Raw genomic sequence first — 17,336 nt, 5'->3', positions numbered from 1 at the left:
TTCAACGCCCCGCGATCCGGTCGGCGGCGACGGCGAACGGCGACGTGCGCTTCGTCCCACGGGCCTCGTGCCAGTCGGCGGCCTTGTACGCCAGGTACAGCCCGCGCACGCCGATCCAGCGCAGCGGTTCGGGCTCCCAGTCCCTGGATTCGTGCCCGACCCACGGCAGCCGGGTCGACTCGGTGTCGCGTCCGAGCACCAGGTCGGTCAGCGTGCGGCCGGCGAGGTTGGTCGCGGTGACGCCGTGGCCGACGTAGCCGCCGGCCCAGCCGAGCCCGCTGGCCCGGTCGAAGTCGACGGTCGCGGCCCAGTCGCGCGGCACCGCGAGCACCCCGCACCATGCGTGGGCGATCGGAACCGACGCGACCTGCGGCAGGATCGAATACAAGGTCGCACCGAGCCTCTTGATCGTCGCGTCGGGCACCCGGCCGTCCCGGTCCAGCCGGGACCCGAACCGGTACGGCACACTGCGCCCACCGATCGCGATCCGGTCGTCGACGGTGCGCTGGGCGTAGAAGAAGCCGTGCGCGGTGTCGCCAAGGGTTTCCCTGCCGTGCCATCCGATGCTGTCCCAAAGATGTTCGGGCACAGGCTCGGTCGCGATCATCGAGCTGTTCATCGGCAGCCAGCGGCGTTTCAGCCCGGGCAGCCGGGTGGTGAATCCCTCGGTGGCGCGCAGCACGACCGGCGCGCTGACGACACCCCACGGGGTGGTGGCACCGCCCGCGGCGATCTCGGTGACCGGGGTCCGCTCGTAGATCACCACACCGAGGCGCTCGACCGCGTCCGCGAGCCCGCGGGCCAGCTGGGCCGGCTGGATCCGGGCGCAGTGCGGGTTGTGGAAACCCGCGACCACACCGTCGAGGTTGATCCGTTGCGCCGCTTCGTCTCCGGTGAGTTCTGTGATGCCGTCGACGCCCCAGCGGCGTTCCTCCTCGGCGGCGGCGGCCAGCCGGCGGGCCTGGGCGGGGTTGCGGGCGATCTCCAGGGTGCCGCCCTTGACGATGCCCGCGTCGATGCCTTCCTCGGCCGCGACCGCGATCACCTCGTCGACGGCGTCGTTGAGGGCGCGCTGCCACGCGACCACCCCGTCACGGCCGTGCCTGCGGGCCATCCGGTCGCGCTCGGCGGGGACCAGTCCCGACAACCAGCCGCCGTTGCGGCCCGACGCGCCGTAGCCGGCGAACCGCGCCTCCAACACGACGATGCGCAGCGACGGGTCGGCGCGTTTGAGGTAGTACGCGGTCCACAACCCGGTGTAGCCGGCGCCGACGATGCACACGTCCGCGTCGCGGCTGCCCGGCAGCGGCGCGCGGCTGATCGGCAGCCCGTCGAACCAGTGGGACACGTGGCCGTTGACCGGCGCGTTGGGGAGCACCGACAGATTGTCGCAGCCGGGCCGGGTCGTCGGTGCCCAGGTGCAGGCTGACCGCGACGGCCAGGTGTCGTGACGGCTAGGCGGAGCGTCGCCGTTTCGCGTCGCGCAGACCCACCCAGAACCTCGCGGCCTCGCGGATCGATTCCTCGACGGGCCGTGGTTGCCATCCGAGTTCACGCCGCGCCTTCGAGCAGTCGACCGGGGCCTCGGCGCGCATCAGCCGCAGCGAGCCCAGCGACATACGCTCATCGGTCCCGGTCAGCTTCGCCTTGACGCTGCCGAGCGCCGCCATCGCGTAGGACAACGCCAGCGGGACCGACCTGGACGGCGCGGGTACCCCGGCGGCCTCGGCCGCGATCCGGACCACCTCGCCGTTGGAGATCATCTTCTCCGAGATCAGGTACCGCTCCCCGGCCCGTCCCTTGTCGGCGGCCAACAGCAGCGCCGCGGCGGCGTCGTCGATCCCGACGGCTTCCAGTTCGATACCGGACATCACGAACGGCAGCTTGCCGAACGCCGCGCCGGCGATGATCGCGCCGTGCGGCGTGCGGCCCCAGTCGCCGGCGCCGTAGGTGGTGGACACGCACATCGCGACGGCGGGCAGGCCGCGCTCACGCGCGTACTCCATCACCAGGTTCTCGGCCTGTACCCGGGATCGCACGTACGGGGTCAACGTCGCCGGGTCGGCGATCACGTCGGCCTCGGTGGCGACCCGTCCCCGCTTGCGGCCCACGGTCACATAGCTGCTGGTGAACACGAACTTGCGTAGCCCTGCCGCGATCTCGGGTTCGACCGCGACGTCCAGCACGTTGCGGGTGCCGTCGACGTTGGTGCGAAACAGCGGCGCCGGGTCGCGCAGCCAGCCGCGGGTGTCGACGACGCAGTAGTAGACGACGTCGCAGCCCGTCATCGCCTCGCGCAACACCGCGGAGTTCCAGATGTCGCCGACGAACCGGGTGACCGCGAGGTCGTCGATACCGACGGTGTTGGCGCCGTCGCGGACCATCACGCGCACGTCCTGACCGGCGGCGACGAGTTGGCGGGTGACATGGCTGCCGAGGTAGCCGTTGGCACCGATCACCAGAGCGGTCACTTGCGGCCGCCGTACTTGGCCATCCACTCGGCGGCCTCGTCGGGCAAGGTGCCGAGTTCCTCGGCCTTGCGGCACCACTTCACCGTCGCGGACACGAATCGCAGCGGGTTGTAGACGTCCTCCTGCCGCTTCCACTTCCCGTCCCCGGCGTAGGTGAGGATCGAGAGGTTGGTGGCGCTGATGATGGTGCCGTCACCGGGGTCGCGCATCGGGTTGTCGAGCTCGCAGATGATGCGGCCGGTGCTCTCGTCGATCACATGCCACAGCGACGGGAACGACGTCATGTAGCTGCCCGGGAAGCTCTCCATCGTCTTCCAGATCCATGGCCGCACCTGTTCGCGCCCGCGCATCGTCCCCGCGGCGTGCTCGATGTAGAGGATGTCGTCGCTGTACTGGTCAACCCACGGATCCCAATCCCGGGTCTGGGCGGCCCGGTCGACCGTGGCCTCGAACCGACCGAACGCCTCGGCGAGTTCCTCGCGGCTGAAGGTGCTGCTCGTCACACCCAGAACTAGAACACGTTCTACCCGGGCTTGTCGAGCGTCAGAACACGGTGAGCACCTGGCGGTCGCCGAGCGGCTCCTGCAGCGGAACCTCGATCGAGCCGAACACCGCGAGCATGATGCAGGCCTTGTCGACCGCGCCGGGCAGCGTCCCGCCCTGCAACTCGACGGTGACCGCGTCGGCGGTCTCGGTGGCGGTGGCGTGCACGCCGAAGCACTGCGGGGTGCCGGTGGTGAAGTGCACGGCGACGGCCCGGTCGCCGGGGACGCGGTGGTACGACTCGGCACGCAACGGCTGGGGGTCGACGATCGCGGGGTCGTTGAGGAACACCGCGCGCCCGTCGCCGGGTTGCTCGGCCAGTACGGCGGTCTCCGCGACCGCGTTCGGCGCGACCCAGGCGGCAGCGGCACCGGTCACGGCAAGGGCAGCGGTCACAACGACGGCTGCGGTGGACACTCGCATCACATTTCCGTAATCGCCGCCCGGAACACGAACGTTTCGCCCGCGGTTGTACACAGGCACTATGGGGAGCAGGGATACAGCCACCGAGAAGGAGCAGGCGTGAGCGACTACGAGCGAGCAGTTCTGGCGGGCGGATGCTTCTGGGGCATGCAGGATCTGATCCGCAAGCAGCCCGGAGTGGTGTCCACCCGGGTCGGCTACACCGGCGGGCAGAACGACCACCCCACCTACCGCAATCACCCCGGCCACGCCGAGGCGATCGAGATCGTCTACGACCCGGCGCAGACCGACTACCGCGCGCTGCTGGAGTTCTTCTTCCAGATCCACGACCCGACGACGAAGAACCGGCAGGGCAACGACATCGGCACCAGCTACCGGTCGGAGATCTTCTACGTCGACGACGAGCAGCGCCAGATCGCGCTGGACACCATCGCCGATGTGGACGCGTCAGGGCTGTGGCCCGGCAAGGTGGTCACCGAGGTGAGCCCCGCGCCGGACTTCTGGGAGGCCGAGCCCGAGCACCAGGACTATCTGGAGCGCTACCCGACCGGCTACACCTGCCACTTCCCCCGGCCGGGCTGGAAACTGCCGAAGCGCGCTGAAGTCTGATTCGCGGCTCGCCGCTGAAGTCTGAACTAGCGCCGCCGGCGCATCACGACACGGCCGCCGTCGGCCGGGGTGTAGGCCACTCCCCGCGAGTGCATCTTCTCCCCCGCCGCGGCGGTCGTCTCGATGGTGAAGTGCCGCAGCACCGTCCGTAGTACGACGTCCATCTCGACGTTGGCGAACGCCGCCCCGACGCAGCGCCGGGTGCCGCCCCCGAACGGGATGTGCGACAGCGTCGGGGGTCGCTGCCCGACGAAGCGCTGCGGGTCGAAGCGCTGCGGATCCGGGAAGTCCTGGCTGCGATGATGCACCTCCCGGATCGCGACGACGATCGAATACCCCTGCGGGACAACCCATTCACCGAGTTCGAAGGTCGGCGCGTAGACGTGCCTGCCCGCGAAGTCGATGATGGTGCGGGCCCGCTGGACCTCCAGGATCACCGCCTGACGGTAGTCGTTGTCGTCGGTGTCGGCCTCGGCCGCCAGCTTCGCCAGCACGTCGGGGTGGCGGCTGATGCGCTCGAACACCCAGCCGAGCGTCGCGGCGGTGGTCTCGTGGCCGGCGGCCAGCAGGGTCAGCAGTTCGTCGCCGATGTCCTGACGCGACATCGACGAACCGTCCTCGTAGGTGCTGCGCAGCAGCAGCGCCAGCACGTCGTCGCGGGTGTCGAAGGCGGGATCGGCCTGTACGGCGTCGATGAGCCGACCGATCACCTCGTCGTACTGGCGGCGGTAGGTGGCCAGCCTGCCCCACGGGCTGAACCGTCCGTAGGTGCGTTGCGGCGTCGGCAGCACCGACAGCCTGGACCCGAGCGTGACCCACGGCGGGATGATCCGCCGCAACTCGTCGAGTTGCGCACCGTCGGCGCCGAACACGGCCCGCAGGATCACGTTCAGGGTGATCCGCATCATCGGTTCGAGCGTCTCGAACGGCTGCCCGTCGGGCCAGTTCGCCGCCTCGCGCAGCGTCTCCTCTTCGAAGATCGTCTCGTAGTTCTTGATGCTCTTGCCGTGGAACGGCGGGGTGAGCAGCTTGCGGCGGCGCCGGTGGTCCATCCCGTCGAGCGCGAACACCGATCCCGACCCCAGCACCCGGGACAGGTTCGGCTGAATGTTGCCGACGTCGTCGGTGTTGGCCATGAACACCTGTTTGGCCAGCGTCGGCTCGGTGATCATCACGGTCGGGCCGAAAACCGGCAGCGTCATCGTGAACGCGTCGCCGTAGCGGCGGGCGATCTGTTCGACGGTCCACTGCCGCGACAGCGAGAAGCCGAGGGCCTGGGCGAGGCGCGGGATCCGGGGCGCCGGCGGAAGGCGGACCGGGAGGTCGAGGGCGGCGGGCTTGGTACTGCGGTGTACCGTCGTCATGGCGAGTACGGTACCGGGTAGTACCAACAGGCCGCAAGGGTTGAGGAGGTGTTCGGTGTGACCCCGACACCGGTGGCGCTCGCCGACGCGGGCCCGGTCACCGACCGCCTGCTCGACGGCCTGGCGACCTCGATCGGCGATCGCGGATTCCGTGACACCACCGTCGCCGACGTCGTGCGGCACGCGCGGACCTCCAAGCGCACGTTCTACGAGCACTTCGCCAGCAAGGAGCAGTGTCTGCTCGAGCTGCTGCGCCGCAACAACGTCGACCTCATCGCGGGTATCAACGCCGCCGTCGACGCCGAGTCGGACTGGCGGCGACAGATCCGCCAGGCCGTCGACGCCTATGTCGAGCACATCAGCGCCCGGCCGGCGATCACGCTGTGCTGGATCCGGGAGGCCCCCGCGCTCGGTGCGGTGGCACGCCCGCTGCACCGGCAGGTGATGCAGGACCTGACCGACATGCTGGTGACGCTGACCAGCAGCGTGGGATTCCGGCGTGCCGGCCTGGACCCGATCACTCCGCCGATCGCGCTGATCCTGCTGGGTGGCCTACGGGAGCTGACCGCACTTTTCGTCGAGGACGGGCGAGACATGAGCGGCATCGCCGGCCCCGCGGTCGTCGCGGCGACCGCATTGCTCGGCCCGCACTGACCGGCTCACCTCACCCGAGCAGCAGCCGCGCGGACTTCTCCAGCTTCGCGGCGATCGCCCCGTAGGACGCGTGGCCCATACCGGCGCGCACCAGCGCCCCCGAGTAGAGCATCTCCAGCGCGTCGATCACGTCCGGGTCGGTGGCCGACCCGAGCGCTTCGGCCAGCCTGCCGCGGACGTCGGCGCCGATGCGCGCCCGGAGTTCCTCCACGTCGGGATCCCTGCCGAGCAGCGCGGTGGTCACCGCGCCGGCGAACTCCGGTTCGTCGGCGACGAGAGAGGAGATGTGGGCGAGCACCTCGGTGACCCGTGCGGCGCGGTCGTCGGAGGTGTGCTCGATGCGCGGCGAGCCGATCAGTCGCCGCCAGAACACCTCGGCGACGAGGTGCTCCTTGGACGAGAAATAGGTATAGGCGGTGGCGGCGCCGACGCCCGCCTCGGCGGCCACCCGGCGCACCGTCAGCCCGCTGAATCCCTCACGCCGAAGCAAGTCGAGAGCCGCCCGGCCCAGCCGGTCCACCGTGTCGGCCTGCCGGGCTGTCAAGCGTCGCCGCGTCGACTCCAGAGCCGGATCGGACACATGTCCGGACGCTACTACACTCGGACCTCGATGGATACCACCGACGCCGCGTTGCCGGCGGACGCCGCAGCCCTGTTCGAGTACGCCGAGAAGGTCATCGGCTTCATGCCGGCTGACGAGGGTCGCGCCCTCTACGACACCGCCGTGCGCTATCTCGGTGACGGTGTGGGAGTCGAAATCGGGACGTACTGCGGCAAGTCGACGGTGATGCTCGGCGCGGCAGCGCAGCAGACCGGCGGCCTGATCTACACCGTCGACCACCATCACGGCTCCGAGGAACATCAGGTCGGCTGGGAGTACCACGACGCATCGATGGTCGATCCCGTCACCGGCCTGTTCGACACCCTGCCGACGTTGCGCCACACCCTCGACGGCGCCGGGCTCGACGAGCACATCGTCGCCATCGTCGGGCGTTCGCCGGTGGTCGCCCGCGGATGGCGAACTCCGTTGCGGTTCTTGTTCATCGACGGTGGCCACACCGAGGAGGCAGCCAACCGCGACTTCGACGGCTGGGCCCCGTGGGTCGAGGTCGGCGGTGCGCTGGTGATCCACGACGTGTTCCCGGATCCCGCCGACGGTGGCCGCGCACCGTTCCTGATCTACCAGCGTGCGCTGGGCACCGGGGATTTCAGCGAGGTCCGCGCGACCGGCTCGATGCGCGTGCTCGAGCGGGTGGCGGGCATGCCCGGGACGCTGACCGACGCGGGCTAGCGCTCGCTGGCCGCGCATTCGCAGTCGTACACGCCCTCAAGGCCTCTGGGTAGATCCTCGCCCCTGAAGATGCCGCTGGCTGGCGTGGTCGACGACAGCGCGTCGGCGGCCAGGATCACCGCGGCACCCGTCCAGGTGGTGCGCTCCACCGGCCACCGCTTGCCGTCGGAGTACACCAGCCCGGTCCAGTACGAGCCGTCCTCCTCGCGCAGGTGGTGCATCGCGGAGAACTGCTCCAGGGCGCGCTCGCGCTCCCCGATCGCGTCCAGGGCCATCACCAGTTCGCAGGTTTCGGCGCCGGTCACCCACGGCCGATCATCCACGCAGCGGATCCCGAGCCCGGGTACCACGAAGTCGTCCCAGCGTTCGTCGATGCGTGCCAGCGCCCGCGAACCACGCAGTGCGCCACCGAGAATCGGGTAGTACCACTCCATCGACCAACGGTCCTTGGTGACGAACGCGCCCGGGTGGTCGGCGATCGCGTGCCCGAGCCGCCCGACGGCGACCTCCCATTCGGGCTGCGGGTCGCCGACGTAATCGGCCAGCGCCAGCGCGCACCGGATGCTGTGGTAGATACTCGCGCATCCGGTCAGCAGCGCCTCGTCGGCGTCGCCGCCTTTCCCACGGGCCCAGGTGATCTCACCGGTGCTCTGCTGCAACTCCAGCACGAAGCCGATGGCCTTGGCCACCACCGGCCACATGGTCTCCGCGAAGTCGCGGTCGCCGGTGACCAGCACGTGGTGCCACACCCCGGTGGCGATGTAGGCGCAGAAGTTGGTGTCGCTGTTGGCGTCCTCGATCACCCCGTCACGCAACTGGATCGGCCAGGTGCCGTCGGGACGCTGCGTGGCGCGCGACCATTCGAACGCCGCGCGGGCGGGCTCGAGCAGCCCCGCGGCGGTCAGTGCCATCGCGTTCTCGATGTGGTCCCAGGGGTCGGTGTGACCACCGACCGACCACGGGATGGCGCCGCTCGACTCCTGCGTCGCGGCAATGGATTCGGCTGTCTGCCGGCACTGGGCCGGAGTGAACACCCCCGGCACACCGGGAATGTCAGGCATCGGCTGTAGCTGGCTTCCTGAAGTAGAGGGCGACGCTCTTGCCGATCAGCGGGTTCAGCGCGGCTTCTGCGGTGCGCGTCAGCCATGGCCGGTCCATCATGTCCCAGACCAGCAGCTTGTGGTACGCGGAAACGGCTGGATGGTCGTTCTTCTCTGTGCCCACAGCACATTTGAGCCACCAGAACGGTGAGTGCAGCGCGTGCGCGTGGTGGGTGTGCGTCAGCTTCAGCCCGTGCGCGAGCACCTTGTCGCGCAGCTCGTCGGCGCGATAGATGCGCACGTGCCCACCCTCGTTGGCGTGGTACTCGTCGGACAACGCCCAGCAGATGCGCTCGGGCAGCCAGCGGGGAACCGTGATCGCCAGCACCCCACCGGGTTTGAGCACCCGTACGAGTTCGGAGATGGCCTGCTCGTCGGCGGGCACGTGCTCGAGGATCTCGGAGGCGATCACACAGTCGAAGGTGCCGTCGGAGTAGGGCAGGTCCAGTGCGTCACCCTTGACGACCTCCGCCTTGGCCGACGCGGGCGCCTCACCCTGCTCCTTCATCGCCTGCAGGATCTGGTCGACGTCGTTGAGATCCGATGCGTTCTGGTCGAATCCGATGACGTCGGCACCCCGCCGGAACGCCTCGAACGTGTGCCGGCCGGCGCCGCACCCGACGTCGATCACCTTTGTTCCGGCGCCCACGCCGAGACGGTCGAAGTCAACGGTCAGCATGTCGCGACCCTTTCACAGGCTCGTTCGTATATCGCGACGGTCTGCGCCGCAACGGATTCCCAACTGAAGACTTCCAGTGCACGCCGGCGGCCGTTGTCGCCCAGCCGTCGCAACTCCCTGGGCGAGTCCAGCAATTCTCCGAGCACCGCGGTCAGCTCCGTGACGTCGGCGGGCGTCACCAGCCGTGCGCACTGACCGTCGGTACCGACGACCTCGGGCAGCGCCCCGGCGCGGCTGGCCACGATCGGCGTCCCGCTGGCCATCGCCTCCACCGCCGGCAGCGAGAAACCTTCGTAAAGCGAAGGGATACAAGCGACTTCGGCCGAGGCGAGCAGTTCGGCGAGCTCGGAGTCCGACAGTCCGCTGGAGATGTGCACGATGTCGGAGATACCGAGTTCGGCGATCAGCTTCTCGGTGGGCCCGTTGGGCTCCAGCTTCGCGACCAGCTGCAGCTCGAGGTCGCGTTCGACACGCAGCCGGGCCACCGCGTGCAGCAGATGGCTGACACCCTTGAGCGGGACGTCGGCGCTGGCGATCGCGATGATGCGGTTGCGCACCCGGTGCTCGGCGGGCTGGAACAGCTGGGTGTTCACCCCGAGCGGGACGACGTTGAGCTGCGCCGGATCGACACCGAAGTCCTCGGCGATGTCGGCTGCCGACGTCGACGACACGGTGACCAGTTCGGGGATCCGCCGGGCGACGTCCTTCTGCATCTCGGCAAACGCGTACCAACGCTTCACCAGCGGTTTGCGCCACCATGCGGCGGCCGCCACCTCGAGCACCCGGTCCCTGGTGATCGGGTGGTGCACGGTGGCCACCACCGGCATACCCGACTTCTGGATCGTCAGCAGGCCGGTACCCAGGCACTGGTTGTCGTGCACCACGTCGAAGTCACCGCGCCGCGCGGCCAGCAGCCGCGCCGCGCGCATGCTGAACGTCTTCGGCTCGGGGAACCCGGCGGTCCAGGTGGTCAGCAGTTCCTCGAGGTCGATGCGGGTCTTGATCTCGCTGGGCCGGGGAATGCGGAACGGATCCGGCTCCCGGTAGAGATCGAGGCTCGGCACCTCGGTCAGGCGGACCCGCGGATCGAGGATCTCCGGATAGGGCTGGCCGGAGAAGACCTCGACGTCGTGACCGAGTTCGACGAGCCCCTGGCTCAGATGCCGGACGTAGACCCCTTGACCACCGCAGTGGGTCTTGCTCCGATACGACAGCAACGCGATGCGCATATTCAGCTCACTGATCCTGGAGAGCGGCCATGACCTGGCCGAATAATGTGGAGCAAGAAATCCGAACCCTCCTGGACATGTGTCCAGACTATAGTTTGACGTGCTAGCTGACGCAATGCGCCTGCTTGCTCTGACTACCACAATCGCGCTGTGCCGTCCTGCCCGGCCTCCACCCGGGCACCGCGTCAGGCGGGCGGGAAACCTCCGGTCGCGACGGGCCCCCACCGGCGCGGGGTGACCCTGATCAGGCACTTGTTCTGATCGCGCATCGCCTGCCGGTACTCGTCCCAGTCCGGGTGCTCACCGGCGATGCTCCGGAAGTACTCGACGAGGGGTTCGACCGCATCGGGCAGGTCGACGATCTCGGCGGGCCCGTCGACCTGGACATAGGGCCCGTCGAACTCATCGGACAGCACGACCACGCAGGCCTGCGGATGCCGCCGGATGTTGGCCACCTTCGCCCGCTGCGGATAGGTCGCGACGACGATGCGGCCCTGCCCGTCCACACCGCCGGTCACCGGGGAACTCTGCAGGGTTCCATCGGCACGGAACGTGGTCAGCACCATCCGGTGCCGGGGCCGGACGAAGTCGAGCAGATCGGGCAGCGCGACCGTCTCGGCGGTGGCGAACTTTCGGGCCATCAGTTCAGCGTATCCGTCGATGTCGGACCCCATCCCTACGCTGTCGAACATGAGTTCGAAGAAGGAAGTCGCCGCGGCCCTCGACGCCGTGGACCGCGCCCATCGCGCGCTCGCCGCGCTGCCGTTCCAGACCCTGCAACCCGTCGACCAGCGCGCGCTGTTGGTCCGGCTCGACGCGGTCACCAAGCAGCTGGCCGTGACCCAGCGCCGGCTGCTCGCGCAGATGGTGTCCGCGCCGCCACCTGTCGAGCTGGCGGGTGCGCCGTGGGCCGACGTGCTAGCCCGGCGGTTGCGCATCTCGGTCGGGGAAGCCCAACGCCGCATCGCGGAGGCGGGGGCGCCGATAGACTCCTGAGCACTCGCTCAGCATGGGAGGCCCGGGTGGCGAAGACCGACAGTACGGCGATCACGGAGTGGCGGCGCTACGGCCCGGTCCCGGTGGCCGCGGGTCTCGGCTACTCGATGGGCGTGATCCACGTGTACTCGCTCGGCGCGTTCATGGCGCCGTTGCAGGAGACGTTCGGGTGGAGCCGGGCCGAAACCTCGGCCGGGCTGACGATCGTGGGCATGGCCGCCGCCGTGGCCGCGCTGCCGATCGGCCTCGCGGTGGACCGGCTGGGCCCGCGCCGGGTCGGGCTGACCGGGGTCGTCCTGATGGCCGCGACCTTCGCGCTGCTGGGGACTGCGACGGGTTCGATGGCGAACTGGATCCTGCTGTGGGCGCTGCTGGCGTTCGCGGCGTTCTGGGTGCAGACCACGGTCTGGACGTCGGCGGTCGCGACGCGGTTCGAGTCCTCCCGTGGCCTCGCGTTCGCGGTGACACTATCGGGTGGATCGCTGGCGGCCGCGGTGTTCCCACCGTTGGCCACCTTGCTGATCGGTGAATGGGGTTGGCGCGGAGCGTTCTTTGGCCTCGGCGCGCTGTGGGGCGCGCTCGTCCTGGTCGCGGTGCTGTTCTTCTTCCGCGGCGCGCAGGACGACAAGAAGTCCCCGAAACCCGAAGCGCCGGTGCCCGAGGTCGCCAAACCCCACGCCCCGAAACCCCAAGCCGACCTGCCCGGCCTGACGCTGGGTGAGGGTCTGCGCTCACCGACGTTCTACAAGCTCCTGATCGCGGCCGGCCTGTTCGCGTTCACCACGCTGGGCATCGTCGTGCACCTGGTCCCGATCCTGCGCGACGCCGGCGCCGATCCGCTCGCCGCGGCGGGCACCGCCGCGCTGGTCGGCGTCTTCTCCATCGCCGGGCGACTCGGGGTAGGTCTGCTGCTCGACCGGTTCCCCGGCCGGATCGTCGGCGCGTGCGCATACCTGGTGCCGATCCTGGGCTGCGCGGCGCTGCTCATCGACGGCGGCAGCCCGGTCAGCCAGACGGTGGCCGCGGCCTTGTTCGGCCTGACCCTCGGCGCCGAGGTCGACGTGATCGCCTACCTCGCGTCGCGCTACTTCGGGCTGCGGAACTTCGGCGGGCTGTTCGGCGGGCTGGTGGCCGCGCTGTCGCTGGGCACCGCGTTCGGCCCGCTGGCCGCGGGCGCCACCGCCGACCACTTCGGCGGCTACACCAACTTCCTGATCCTGACCATGGTGCTGATGGCCCTCAGTAGTCTGGCCCTGGCCAGCCTCCGAGCGGCCCCGGTGTGGTCGTCGCCCGCCGTCGACCCGCAGCCGCGGCCCGCGCCGTCCTAGGCTGGGCGGGCCATGTACATCCCGCCGAAGTTCGCGCTGACCGACGAGCAGACCCGCGCCGCACTCGTCGCAGGCGGGTTCGCCCACCTCGTCACACACACCGACGCGAACATCGGCGAGGGGATGCTGGTGACCCCGCTGCCGCTGCTCTACGACTCGGACCGCCACTCGCTGGTCGGCCATGTCGCGCGGGCGAACCCGCATTGGCGCGCGGACGGCGCGCGGTCCGTCGCGATCTTCGCCGGGGCGCAGGCCTACATCTCCCCGGCGTGGTACGCGACCAAACAGGAGACCGGCAAGGTCGTGCCGACCTGGAACTACGAGGTGCTCACCGTGCACGGCCTGCTCGGCGCCCACGATGACCCGGCCTGGTTGCGCGACGTCGTGGAACGGCTCACCGACCACCACGAGGGCGCCCGCCCCGACCCGTGGCGGGTGTCCGATGCCCCCGAGTCCTACGTCGAAGGCCAGCTGGGCGGCATCGTCGGGGTGGAGCTGACCATCACCTCCGTGCAGGGCAAGGCGAAGATGTCGCAGAACCAGCCCGACCGCAACCGCGCCGGTGTGGTCGCCGGACTACGGCAATCCCGGGATCCGCAGGATCGGGCCGTCGCCGATCGGGTGGCGCGCGCGGAGTAGTCCGGAACCGGACTGGGTAAGAGTGAACACATGTGCACTCAACCCCGGGGGTTCTCATGACGTTCGACATCACACCCACTGCCGCCCAGCACGACCTGGCCCGTCGCACCCACGAGTTTGCCGAAGAGGTCATCCGTCCGGTGGCCGCCGACTACGACCAGCGCCAGGAGTTCCCGTGGCCGGTCCTGGAGGAGGCCGCCCGCCGGGGCTTCTACAGTCCGCTGTTCTACCGCGATCTGATCGGCGACCCGACCGGACTGTCGCTGCCGATGTTCATGGAGGAGTTGTTCTGGGGATGCGCCGGCATCGGCCTGGCCATCGTGATGCCGGCGCTGGCGCTGTCGGCGATCGGGCAGGCGGCCTCCCCGGAGCAGATGCTGCAGTGGGCGCCCGAATGTTTCGGCACACCGGGCGACCTCAAACTCGCCGCGCTGGCCATCTCCGAACCCGAGGGCGGCAGCGACGTGCGCAATCTGCGGACGGTGGCCCGCCGGGACGGAGACGACTGGATCATCGACGGCCACAAGATGTGGATCGGCAACGGCGGCATCGCCAACGTGCACGTGGTCAATGCGGTCGTCGACCAGGAACTCGGCCACAAGGGGCAGGCGCTGTTCGTGGTGCCCGGCGGCACGCCGGGCCTGGACATGGTGCGCAAGCTCGACAAGCTGGGCTGCCGCGCGTCCCACACCGCGGAGCTGAAGTTCAATTCGGTGCGGATCCCGGGTGATCACCTGCTCGGGGGCCAGGAGAAGCTCGACTACAAGCTCGCCCGCGCCCGGGAGGCCGTCGAGGGCGGCAGGCACTCCGGCTCGGCGACGCTGGGCACGTTCGAACAGACCCGGCCGATGGTCGCCGCGCAGGCGCTCGGCATCGCCAGGGCGGCGCTGGAATACGTCACCGAATACGCCAACCGCCGGGAAGCCTTCGGCGCACCGATCATCGACAACCAGGGCATCGCGTTTCCGCTCGCCGATCTGGCCACCGGGCTCGATGCCGCCCGGCTGCTGACCTGGCGGGCGTCATGGATGGCCTCGACCGGCGTGCCGTTCGAACGCGGTGAGGGGTCGATGTCGAAGCTCGCCGCGAGCGAGCTGGCGGTGCGCACCACCGAACGCGCCATCCAGACCATGGGCGGCTACGGCTACATCAAGGACCATCCGGTCGAGAAGTGGTACCGCGACGCGAAGCTCTACACGATCTTCGAGGGCACCAGCGAGATCCAGCGCATCGTGATCTCGAACGCCCTGGGCGCCGCGGACGGAAAGCCGCCGCTGCACGTCGACCTGGAGCCGACCGGCGGCCCGTTCAACCGCTACCTCGGCCGCGGCACCCCGGCACGCACCCGGGCCGGAGCGGGCGCGCTGACGATGAAGGACCGCGTTCCCGCACCGGTCATGCGGATGGCGATGAAGTTCCTGCGGCCACCGGGGCGGTGAGATGCGCAGCACAAGCCGACAGTTTGCGAAGTTGTGGCCGCGGTTACAAAAGAACGTCGCGGTTACAAAAGAACCCGGTACCCCTGGTTTCACCTGGGGCACCTCTGGCAATATTACCGACGAGTAAGATCACCGAAACGCGCGGGGGATGGGGATGACGATGGAGTTCTCTCTGCAAGCGGAGACGCTGCTGGCGCAGCCGGCGGGCGACGAGGGCGGCGGCGCTGCGATAGGTGAGATCATCACGCTCAGCGCCGTCGGCGCAGTCGTCGCCGTCGTGCTGCTGTGGATCGGCTGGATGCACCGCAGCCGCAAGATCACCTGGCTGGCGAACCTTGCCGAATGGTCCGGGCGCCGGTTCAAGCGCCCCCCGTGGGTTGCGCTGCCGATCGCGCTGTTCATCTCGTCGATCATCTGCGCGCTGTTCGGCTTCATCTGGGATGTCAGCCTGCACATCGGCAACGGCCGCGACGACGGGGCGCTGGCGAATCCGGCGCATTACTTCATCCTGATCGGCCTGTTCGGCATCTTCGTCGCGGGCTGCACCGCGATGGTGCTGCCCTACGAGCGCCCGGGCACGGCCGCGGTCCGGATCACCGATGACTGGTACGCCCCGGTCGGCGGCATCGTGATGGCCGGCTGCGGTGTGTACGCCCTACTCGGCTTCCCGCTCGACGACATCTGGCACCGTATCTTCGGTCAGGACGTCACGCTGTGGGGCCCGACGCACCTGATGATGATCGGCGGCGCCGGCTTCTCCACCCTGGCCGCGCTGTACCTGGAGTACGAGGGCCGCAAGGCCAGCGCCGGCGAGACGCCGCGCGACGGCCTCGGCCTGAGGTTCGTGCAGTACCTGGCCTTCGCGGGGGTGTTGATCGGCGCGTCGGTCTACCAGATCGAGTTCGACTTCGGCGTCCCCCAGTTCCGCCAGGTCTTTCAGCCGATGCTGATCGCCGCGGCCGCTGCGCTGGCGCTGGTCGCCGCCCGGATCTTCATGGGTCGCGGTGCCGCACTGATCGCGGCGCTCATCGCGATCGGGCTGCGCGGCATCATGGCGGTCCTGGTCGGGCCGCTGCTCGACGCCCCGATCAACTGGTTCCCGCTGTATCTGGGGGCCGCGCTGGTCGTCGAACTCGTCGCCCTGACCCCGCTGCTGAAACGCCCGGTGCTGTTCGGCCTGGTCTCCGGCCTCGGGATCGGCACCGTGGGCCTGCTCCTGGAATCGCTGTGGATCAACGCGGTGTACGCCTACCCGTGGCAGACCAGCATCTGGCCCGAGGCCCTCGGGATGGCGGTGCCGGTCGCGGTCCTGACCGGCGGCTGCGGCGCGCTGGTCGGCATGGTGCTGACCGGTCAGCGGCTGCCCCGCCGGGCGGTCGGGATCGGACTGGTGGCGCTGACGGTCGTCGCGATCGCCGGTGCGGCCGCCAACGGCCTTCGCTACGACACCCCGCAGAACGCCACCGCGTCGTTCACGCTGACCGAGGCACCGCCGGTGAACGGGGAGCGGTACGTCACCGCCGACGTTTGGCTCAACCCGCCGGACGTGATCGGCGACAACCCGAACTGGGTGTCGGTACTGGGCTGGCAGGGCGGCCTGCCCAACGGCCGCGGCCAGTTCATCGACCATCTGGAGCAGGTCGGGCCGGGGCACTTCCGCTCCACCCAGCCGATGCCGGTGTCGGGCACCTGGAAGACCTTGCTGCGTGTCCACGACGGGTCGACCCTCACCGCGGTCCCGATCTATCTGCACGGCGATCCCGGTATCGGCGCCGAGGAGGTGCCTGCCGAGCCCGAGTTCACCCGGCCGTTCGTCTCGGAGATCACCATCCTGCAGCGCGAGCGCAGCCCCGACATCCCGGCCGCGCTGTGGCTGATCGGCTGCCTGGTGGTGCTGGCGTGCTCGCTGGCGATGATCGCCGGGATCGCCTGGGGCGGTGGCCGTCTGGCCAACAGTGAGCCCTCCGGCAGCGAAGCCGAGTTCGAGCCGTCGGCGCAGGCATGACGCCCGCCCCCGAGGTCGTGGTCCTCGCCGACCACCCGATCTGGATCGCGGTGCCCGCGTTCGCACCCGCGTTCGTGATCGCGGGGGTGATCGTGTTCATCGCCGCCAAGAACCGGCGCCGATCCGACGAAGACAGGAAATCGTGAGCACGACGACGACACGACTCCTCGCCGCCACGGCGGCGGCCCTGCTACTGGCCGGCTGCGCCGGATCCACCGAATCCGGGGACGGCGCAAGCCAATCCACCCCCGGAACGGACGGACAGCAGGCGCCCACCTCCGCAGCAGAGCCGGCGCCCGAGCAGCTCGTCATCGACGTCACGATCAAGGACGGGAAGGTCACACCGACCAACGAACAGCTGCGGGCCGGCCTCAACGAGCCGATCGTGGTCCGGGTGGACAGTGACGTGCCGGACGAGCTGCACGTGCACTCCACCCCGGAGCACAGCTTCCCGATCGGCGTCGGCCCGCAGCAGTCGTTCGAGTTCAGCGTGACCGTGCCCGGCCGCGTCGACGTCGAACTGCACGAGGCACACACCACAATCGCGACGATCCAAGTGCAGTGAA

The 17,336-nt window shown here is 69.5% G+C and carries 20 protein-coding genes; 10 read left to right on the top strand and 10 right to left on the bottom strand.

Translation table 11 applies throughout. From position 1 onward, the window contains the following. Window position 1: 1 nt before the first annotated feature. The 4 genes from BST38_RS25270 to BST38_RS25255 form a co-directional block, all read right to left on the bottom strand. Window positions 2-1,378 (bottom strand): NAD(P)/FAD-dependent oxidoreductase, encoded by a 1,377-nt coding sequence (locus BST38_RS25270; protein ID WP_083146236.1) that lies wholly within the window; start codon window positions 1,376-1,378, stop codon window positions 2-4. 76 nt (window positions 1,379-1,454) lie between these two features. Then, entirely contained in the window at window positions 1,455-2,471 is a 1,017-nt protein-coding gene (locus BST38_RS25265; RefSeq protein ID WP_083146235.1) for an NAD-dependent epimerase/dehydratase family protein, read from the bottom strand. Next, window positions 2,468-2,974: a nuclear transport factor 2 family protein gene (locus tag BST38_RS25260; RefSeq protein WP_083146234.1), complete on the bottom strand. Its 507-nt coding sequence runs from the start codon at window positions 2,972-2,974 to the stop codon at window positions 2,468-2,470. Before BST38_RS25260 ends, BST38_RS25265 begins: the two co-directional genes overlap by 4 nt. 40 nt (window positions 2,975-3,014) lie before the next feature. After that, window positions 3,015-3,437, bottom strand: a complete 423-nt coding sequence (locus BST38_RS25255; RefSeq protein ID WP_336385748.1) for a hypothetical protein — start codon at window positions 3,435-3,437, stop codon at window positions 3,015-3,017. A gap of 99 nt (window positions 3,438-3,536) precedes the next feature. Here BST38_RS25255 and msrA point away from each other — a divergent pair, with 99 nt between their 5' ends. Continuing rightward, window positions 3,537-4,046: a peptide-methionine (S)-S-oxide reductase MsrA gene (gene msrA / locus BST38_RS25250; protein WP_083146232.1), complete on the top strand. Its 510-nt coding sequence runs from the start codon at window positions 3,537-3,539 to the stop codon at window positions 4,044-4,046. Window positions 4,047-4,072: 26 nt separating this feature from the next. On the opposite strand, the gene BST38_RS25245 is transcribed toward msrA, so the two are convergent. Beyond that, the gene (locus BST38_RS25245; protein ID WP_083146231.1) at window positions 4,073-5,410 is read right to left on the bottom strand and encodes a cytochrome P450; all 1,338 of its coding nucleotides are present in this window, start codon (window positions 5,408-5,410) and stop codon (window positions 4,073-4,075) included. Window positions 5,411-5,467: 57 nt separating this feature from the next. Here BST38_RS25245 and BST38_RS25240 point away from each other — a divergent pair, with 57 nt between their 5' ends. Further along, on the top strand, window positions 5,468-6,064 hold the full coding sequence (locus BST38_RS25240; protein ID WP_181791966.1) for a TetR/AcrR family transcriptional regulator: 597 nt from the start codon (window positions 5,468-5,470) through the stop codon (window positions 6,062-6,064). A gap of 10 nt (window positions 6,065-6,074) precedes the next feature. Here the strand turns inward: BST38_RS25240 and BST38_RS25235 are convergent, their stop codons facing one another. Continuing rightward, entirely contained in the window at window positions 6,075-6,644 is a 570-nt protein-coding gene (locus BST38_RS25235) for a TetR/AcrR family transcriptional regulator (protein WP_083146229.1), read from the bottom strand. Window positions 6,645-6,674: 30 nt separating this feature from the next. Here BST38_RS25235 and BST38_RS25230 point away from each other — a divergent pair, with 30 nt between their 5' ends. Beyond that, window positions 6,675-7,355, top strand: coding sequence for a class I SAM-dependent methyltransferase (locus tag BST38_RS25230; RefSeq protein ID WP_083146273.1), 681 nt, complete (start codon window positions 6,675-6,677; stop codon window positions 7,353-7,355). Here BST38_RS25230 and mmpH read toward each other — a convergent pair. The 4 genes from mmpH to BST38_RS25210 all read right to left on the bottom strand — a co-directional run bounded on the left by mmpH (window position 7,352) and on the right by BST38_RS25210 (window position 11,004). Continuing rightward, on the bottom strand, window positions 7,352-8,416 hold the full coding sequence (mmpH, locus tag BST38_RS25225) for an MMP endo-(1,4)-3-O-methyl-alpha-D-mannosidase (RefSeq protein WP_083146228.1): 1,065 nt from the start codon (window positions 8,414-8,416) through the stop codon (window positions 7,352-7,354). The two genes, BST38_RS25230 and mmpH, sit on opposite strands and share 4 nt — an antisense overlap. Beyond that, window positions 8,409-9,134: a class I SAM-dependent methyltransferase gene (locus BST38_RS25220; protein WP_083146227.1), complete on the bottom strand. Its 726-nt coding sequence runs from the start codon at window positions 9,132-9,134 to the stop codon at window positions 8,409-8,411. The genes mmpH and BST38_RS25220 overlap by 8 nt, the downstream gene beginning before the upstream one ends. Beyond that, window positions 9,128-10,363, bottom strand: a complete 1,236-nt coding sequence (gene manT, locus BST38_RS25215; RefSeq protein ID WP_083146226.1) for an MMP alpha-(1->4)-mannosyltransferase — start codon at window positions 10,361-10,363, stop codon at window positions 9,128-9,130. Before manT ends, BST38_RS25220 begins: the two co-directional genes overlap by 7 nt. 185 nt (window positions 10,364-10,548) lie before the next feature. After that, complete coding sequence (locus tag BST38_RS25210; protein ID WP_083146272.1) at window positions 10,549-11,004, bottom strand: PPOX class F420-dependent oxidoreductase; 456 nt, start codon at window positions 11,002-11,004, stop codon at window positions 10,549-10,551. 49 nt (window positions 11,005-11,053) lie between these two features. Here BST38_RS25210 and BST38_RS25205 point away from each other — a divergent pair, with 49 nt between their 5' ends. From BST38_RS25205 to BST38_RS25180, 7 genes are all read left to right on the top strand, one after another. Next, window positions 11,054-11,359, top strand: a complete 306-nt coding sequence (locus tag BST38_RS25205) for a DUF222 domain-containing protein (protein ID WP_083146225.1) — start codon at window positions 11,054-11,056, stop codon at window positions 11,357-11,359. Between the two features lie 26 nt (window positions 11,360-11,385). Beyond that, window positions 11,386-12,687 (top strand): MFS transporter, encoded by a 1,302-nt coding sequence (locus BST38_RS25200; protein WP_083146224.1) that lies wholly within the window; start codon window positions 11,386-11,388, stop codon window positions 12,685-12,687. Between the two features lie 12 nt (window positions 12,688-12,699). Beyond that, window positions 12,700-13,326 (top strand): FMN-binding negative transcriptional regulator, encoded by a 627-nt coding sequence (locus tag BST38_RS25195; RefSeq protein WP_083146223.1) that lies wholly within the window; start codon window positions 12,700-12,702, stop codon window positions 13,324-13,326. Window positions 13,327-13,382: 56 nt separating this feature from the next. Further along, a complete protein-coding gene (locus BST38_RS25190; protein ID WP_083146222.1) occupies window positions 13,383-14,765 on the top strand; it encodes an acyl-CoA dehydrogenase family protein in 1,383 nt (460 codons plus the stop codon). 160 nt (window positions 14,766-14,925) lie between these two features. After that, window positions 14,926-16,770: a hypothetical protein gene (locus BST38_RS25185; RefSeq protein ID WP_083146270.1), complete on the top strand. Its 1,845-nt coding sequence runs from the start codon at window positions 14,926-14,928 to the stop codon at window positions 16,768-16,770. Further along, window positions 16,767-16,916, top strand: a complete 150-nt coding sequence (locus tag BST38_RS29480; protein WP_165761657.1) for a hypothetical protein — start codon at window positions 16,767-16,769, stop codon at window positions 16,914-16,916. The genes BST38_RS25185 and BST38_RS29480 overlap by 4 nt, the downstream gene beginning before the upstream one ends. Further along, window positions 16,910-17,335 carry a hypothetical protein gene (locus BST38_RS25180; protein ID WP_083146271.1) on the top strand — a complete coding sequence of 142 codons (426 nt, stop codon included), beginning with the start codon at window positions 16,910-16,912 and terminating at the stop codon, window positions 17,333-17,335. Before BST38_RS29480 ends, BST38_RS25180 begins: the two co-directional genes overlap by 7 nt. The last annotated feature ends 1 nt before the right edge of the window (window position 17,336 follow it).

Source organism: Mycolicibacterium parafortuitum (genome assembly GCF_002086815.1).
GTDB lineage: Bacteria > Actinomycetota > Actinomycetes > Mycobacteriales > Mycobacteriaceae > Mycobacterium > Mycobacterium parafortuitum.
The sequence above is the reverse complement of the archived record's forward strand: the minus strand, read 5'-3'. Positions and strand labels throughout refer to the sequence as shown.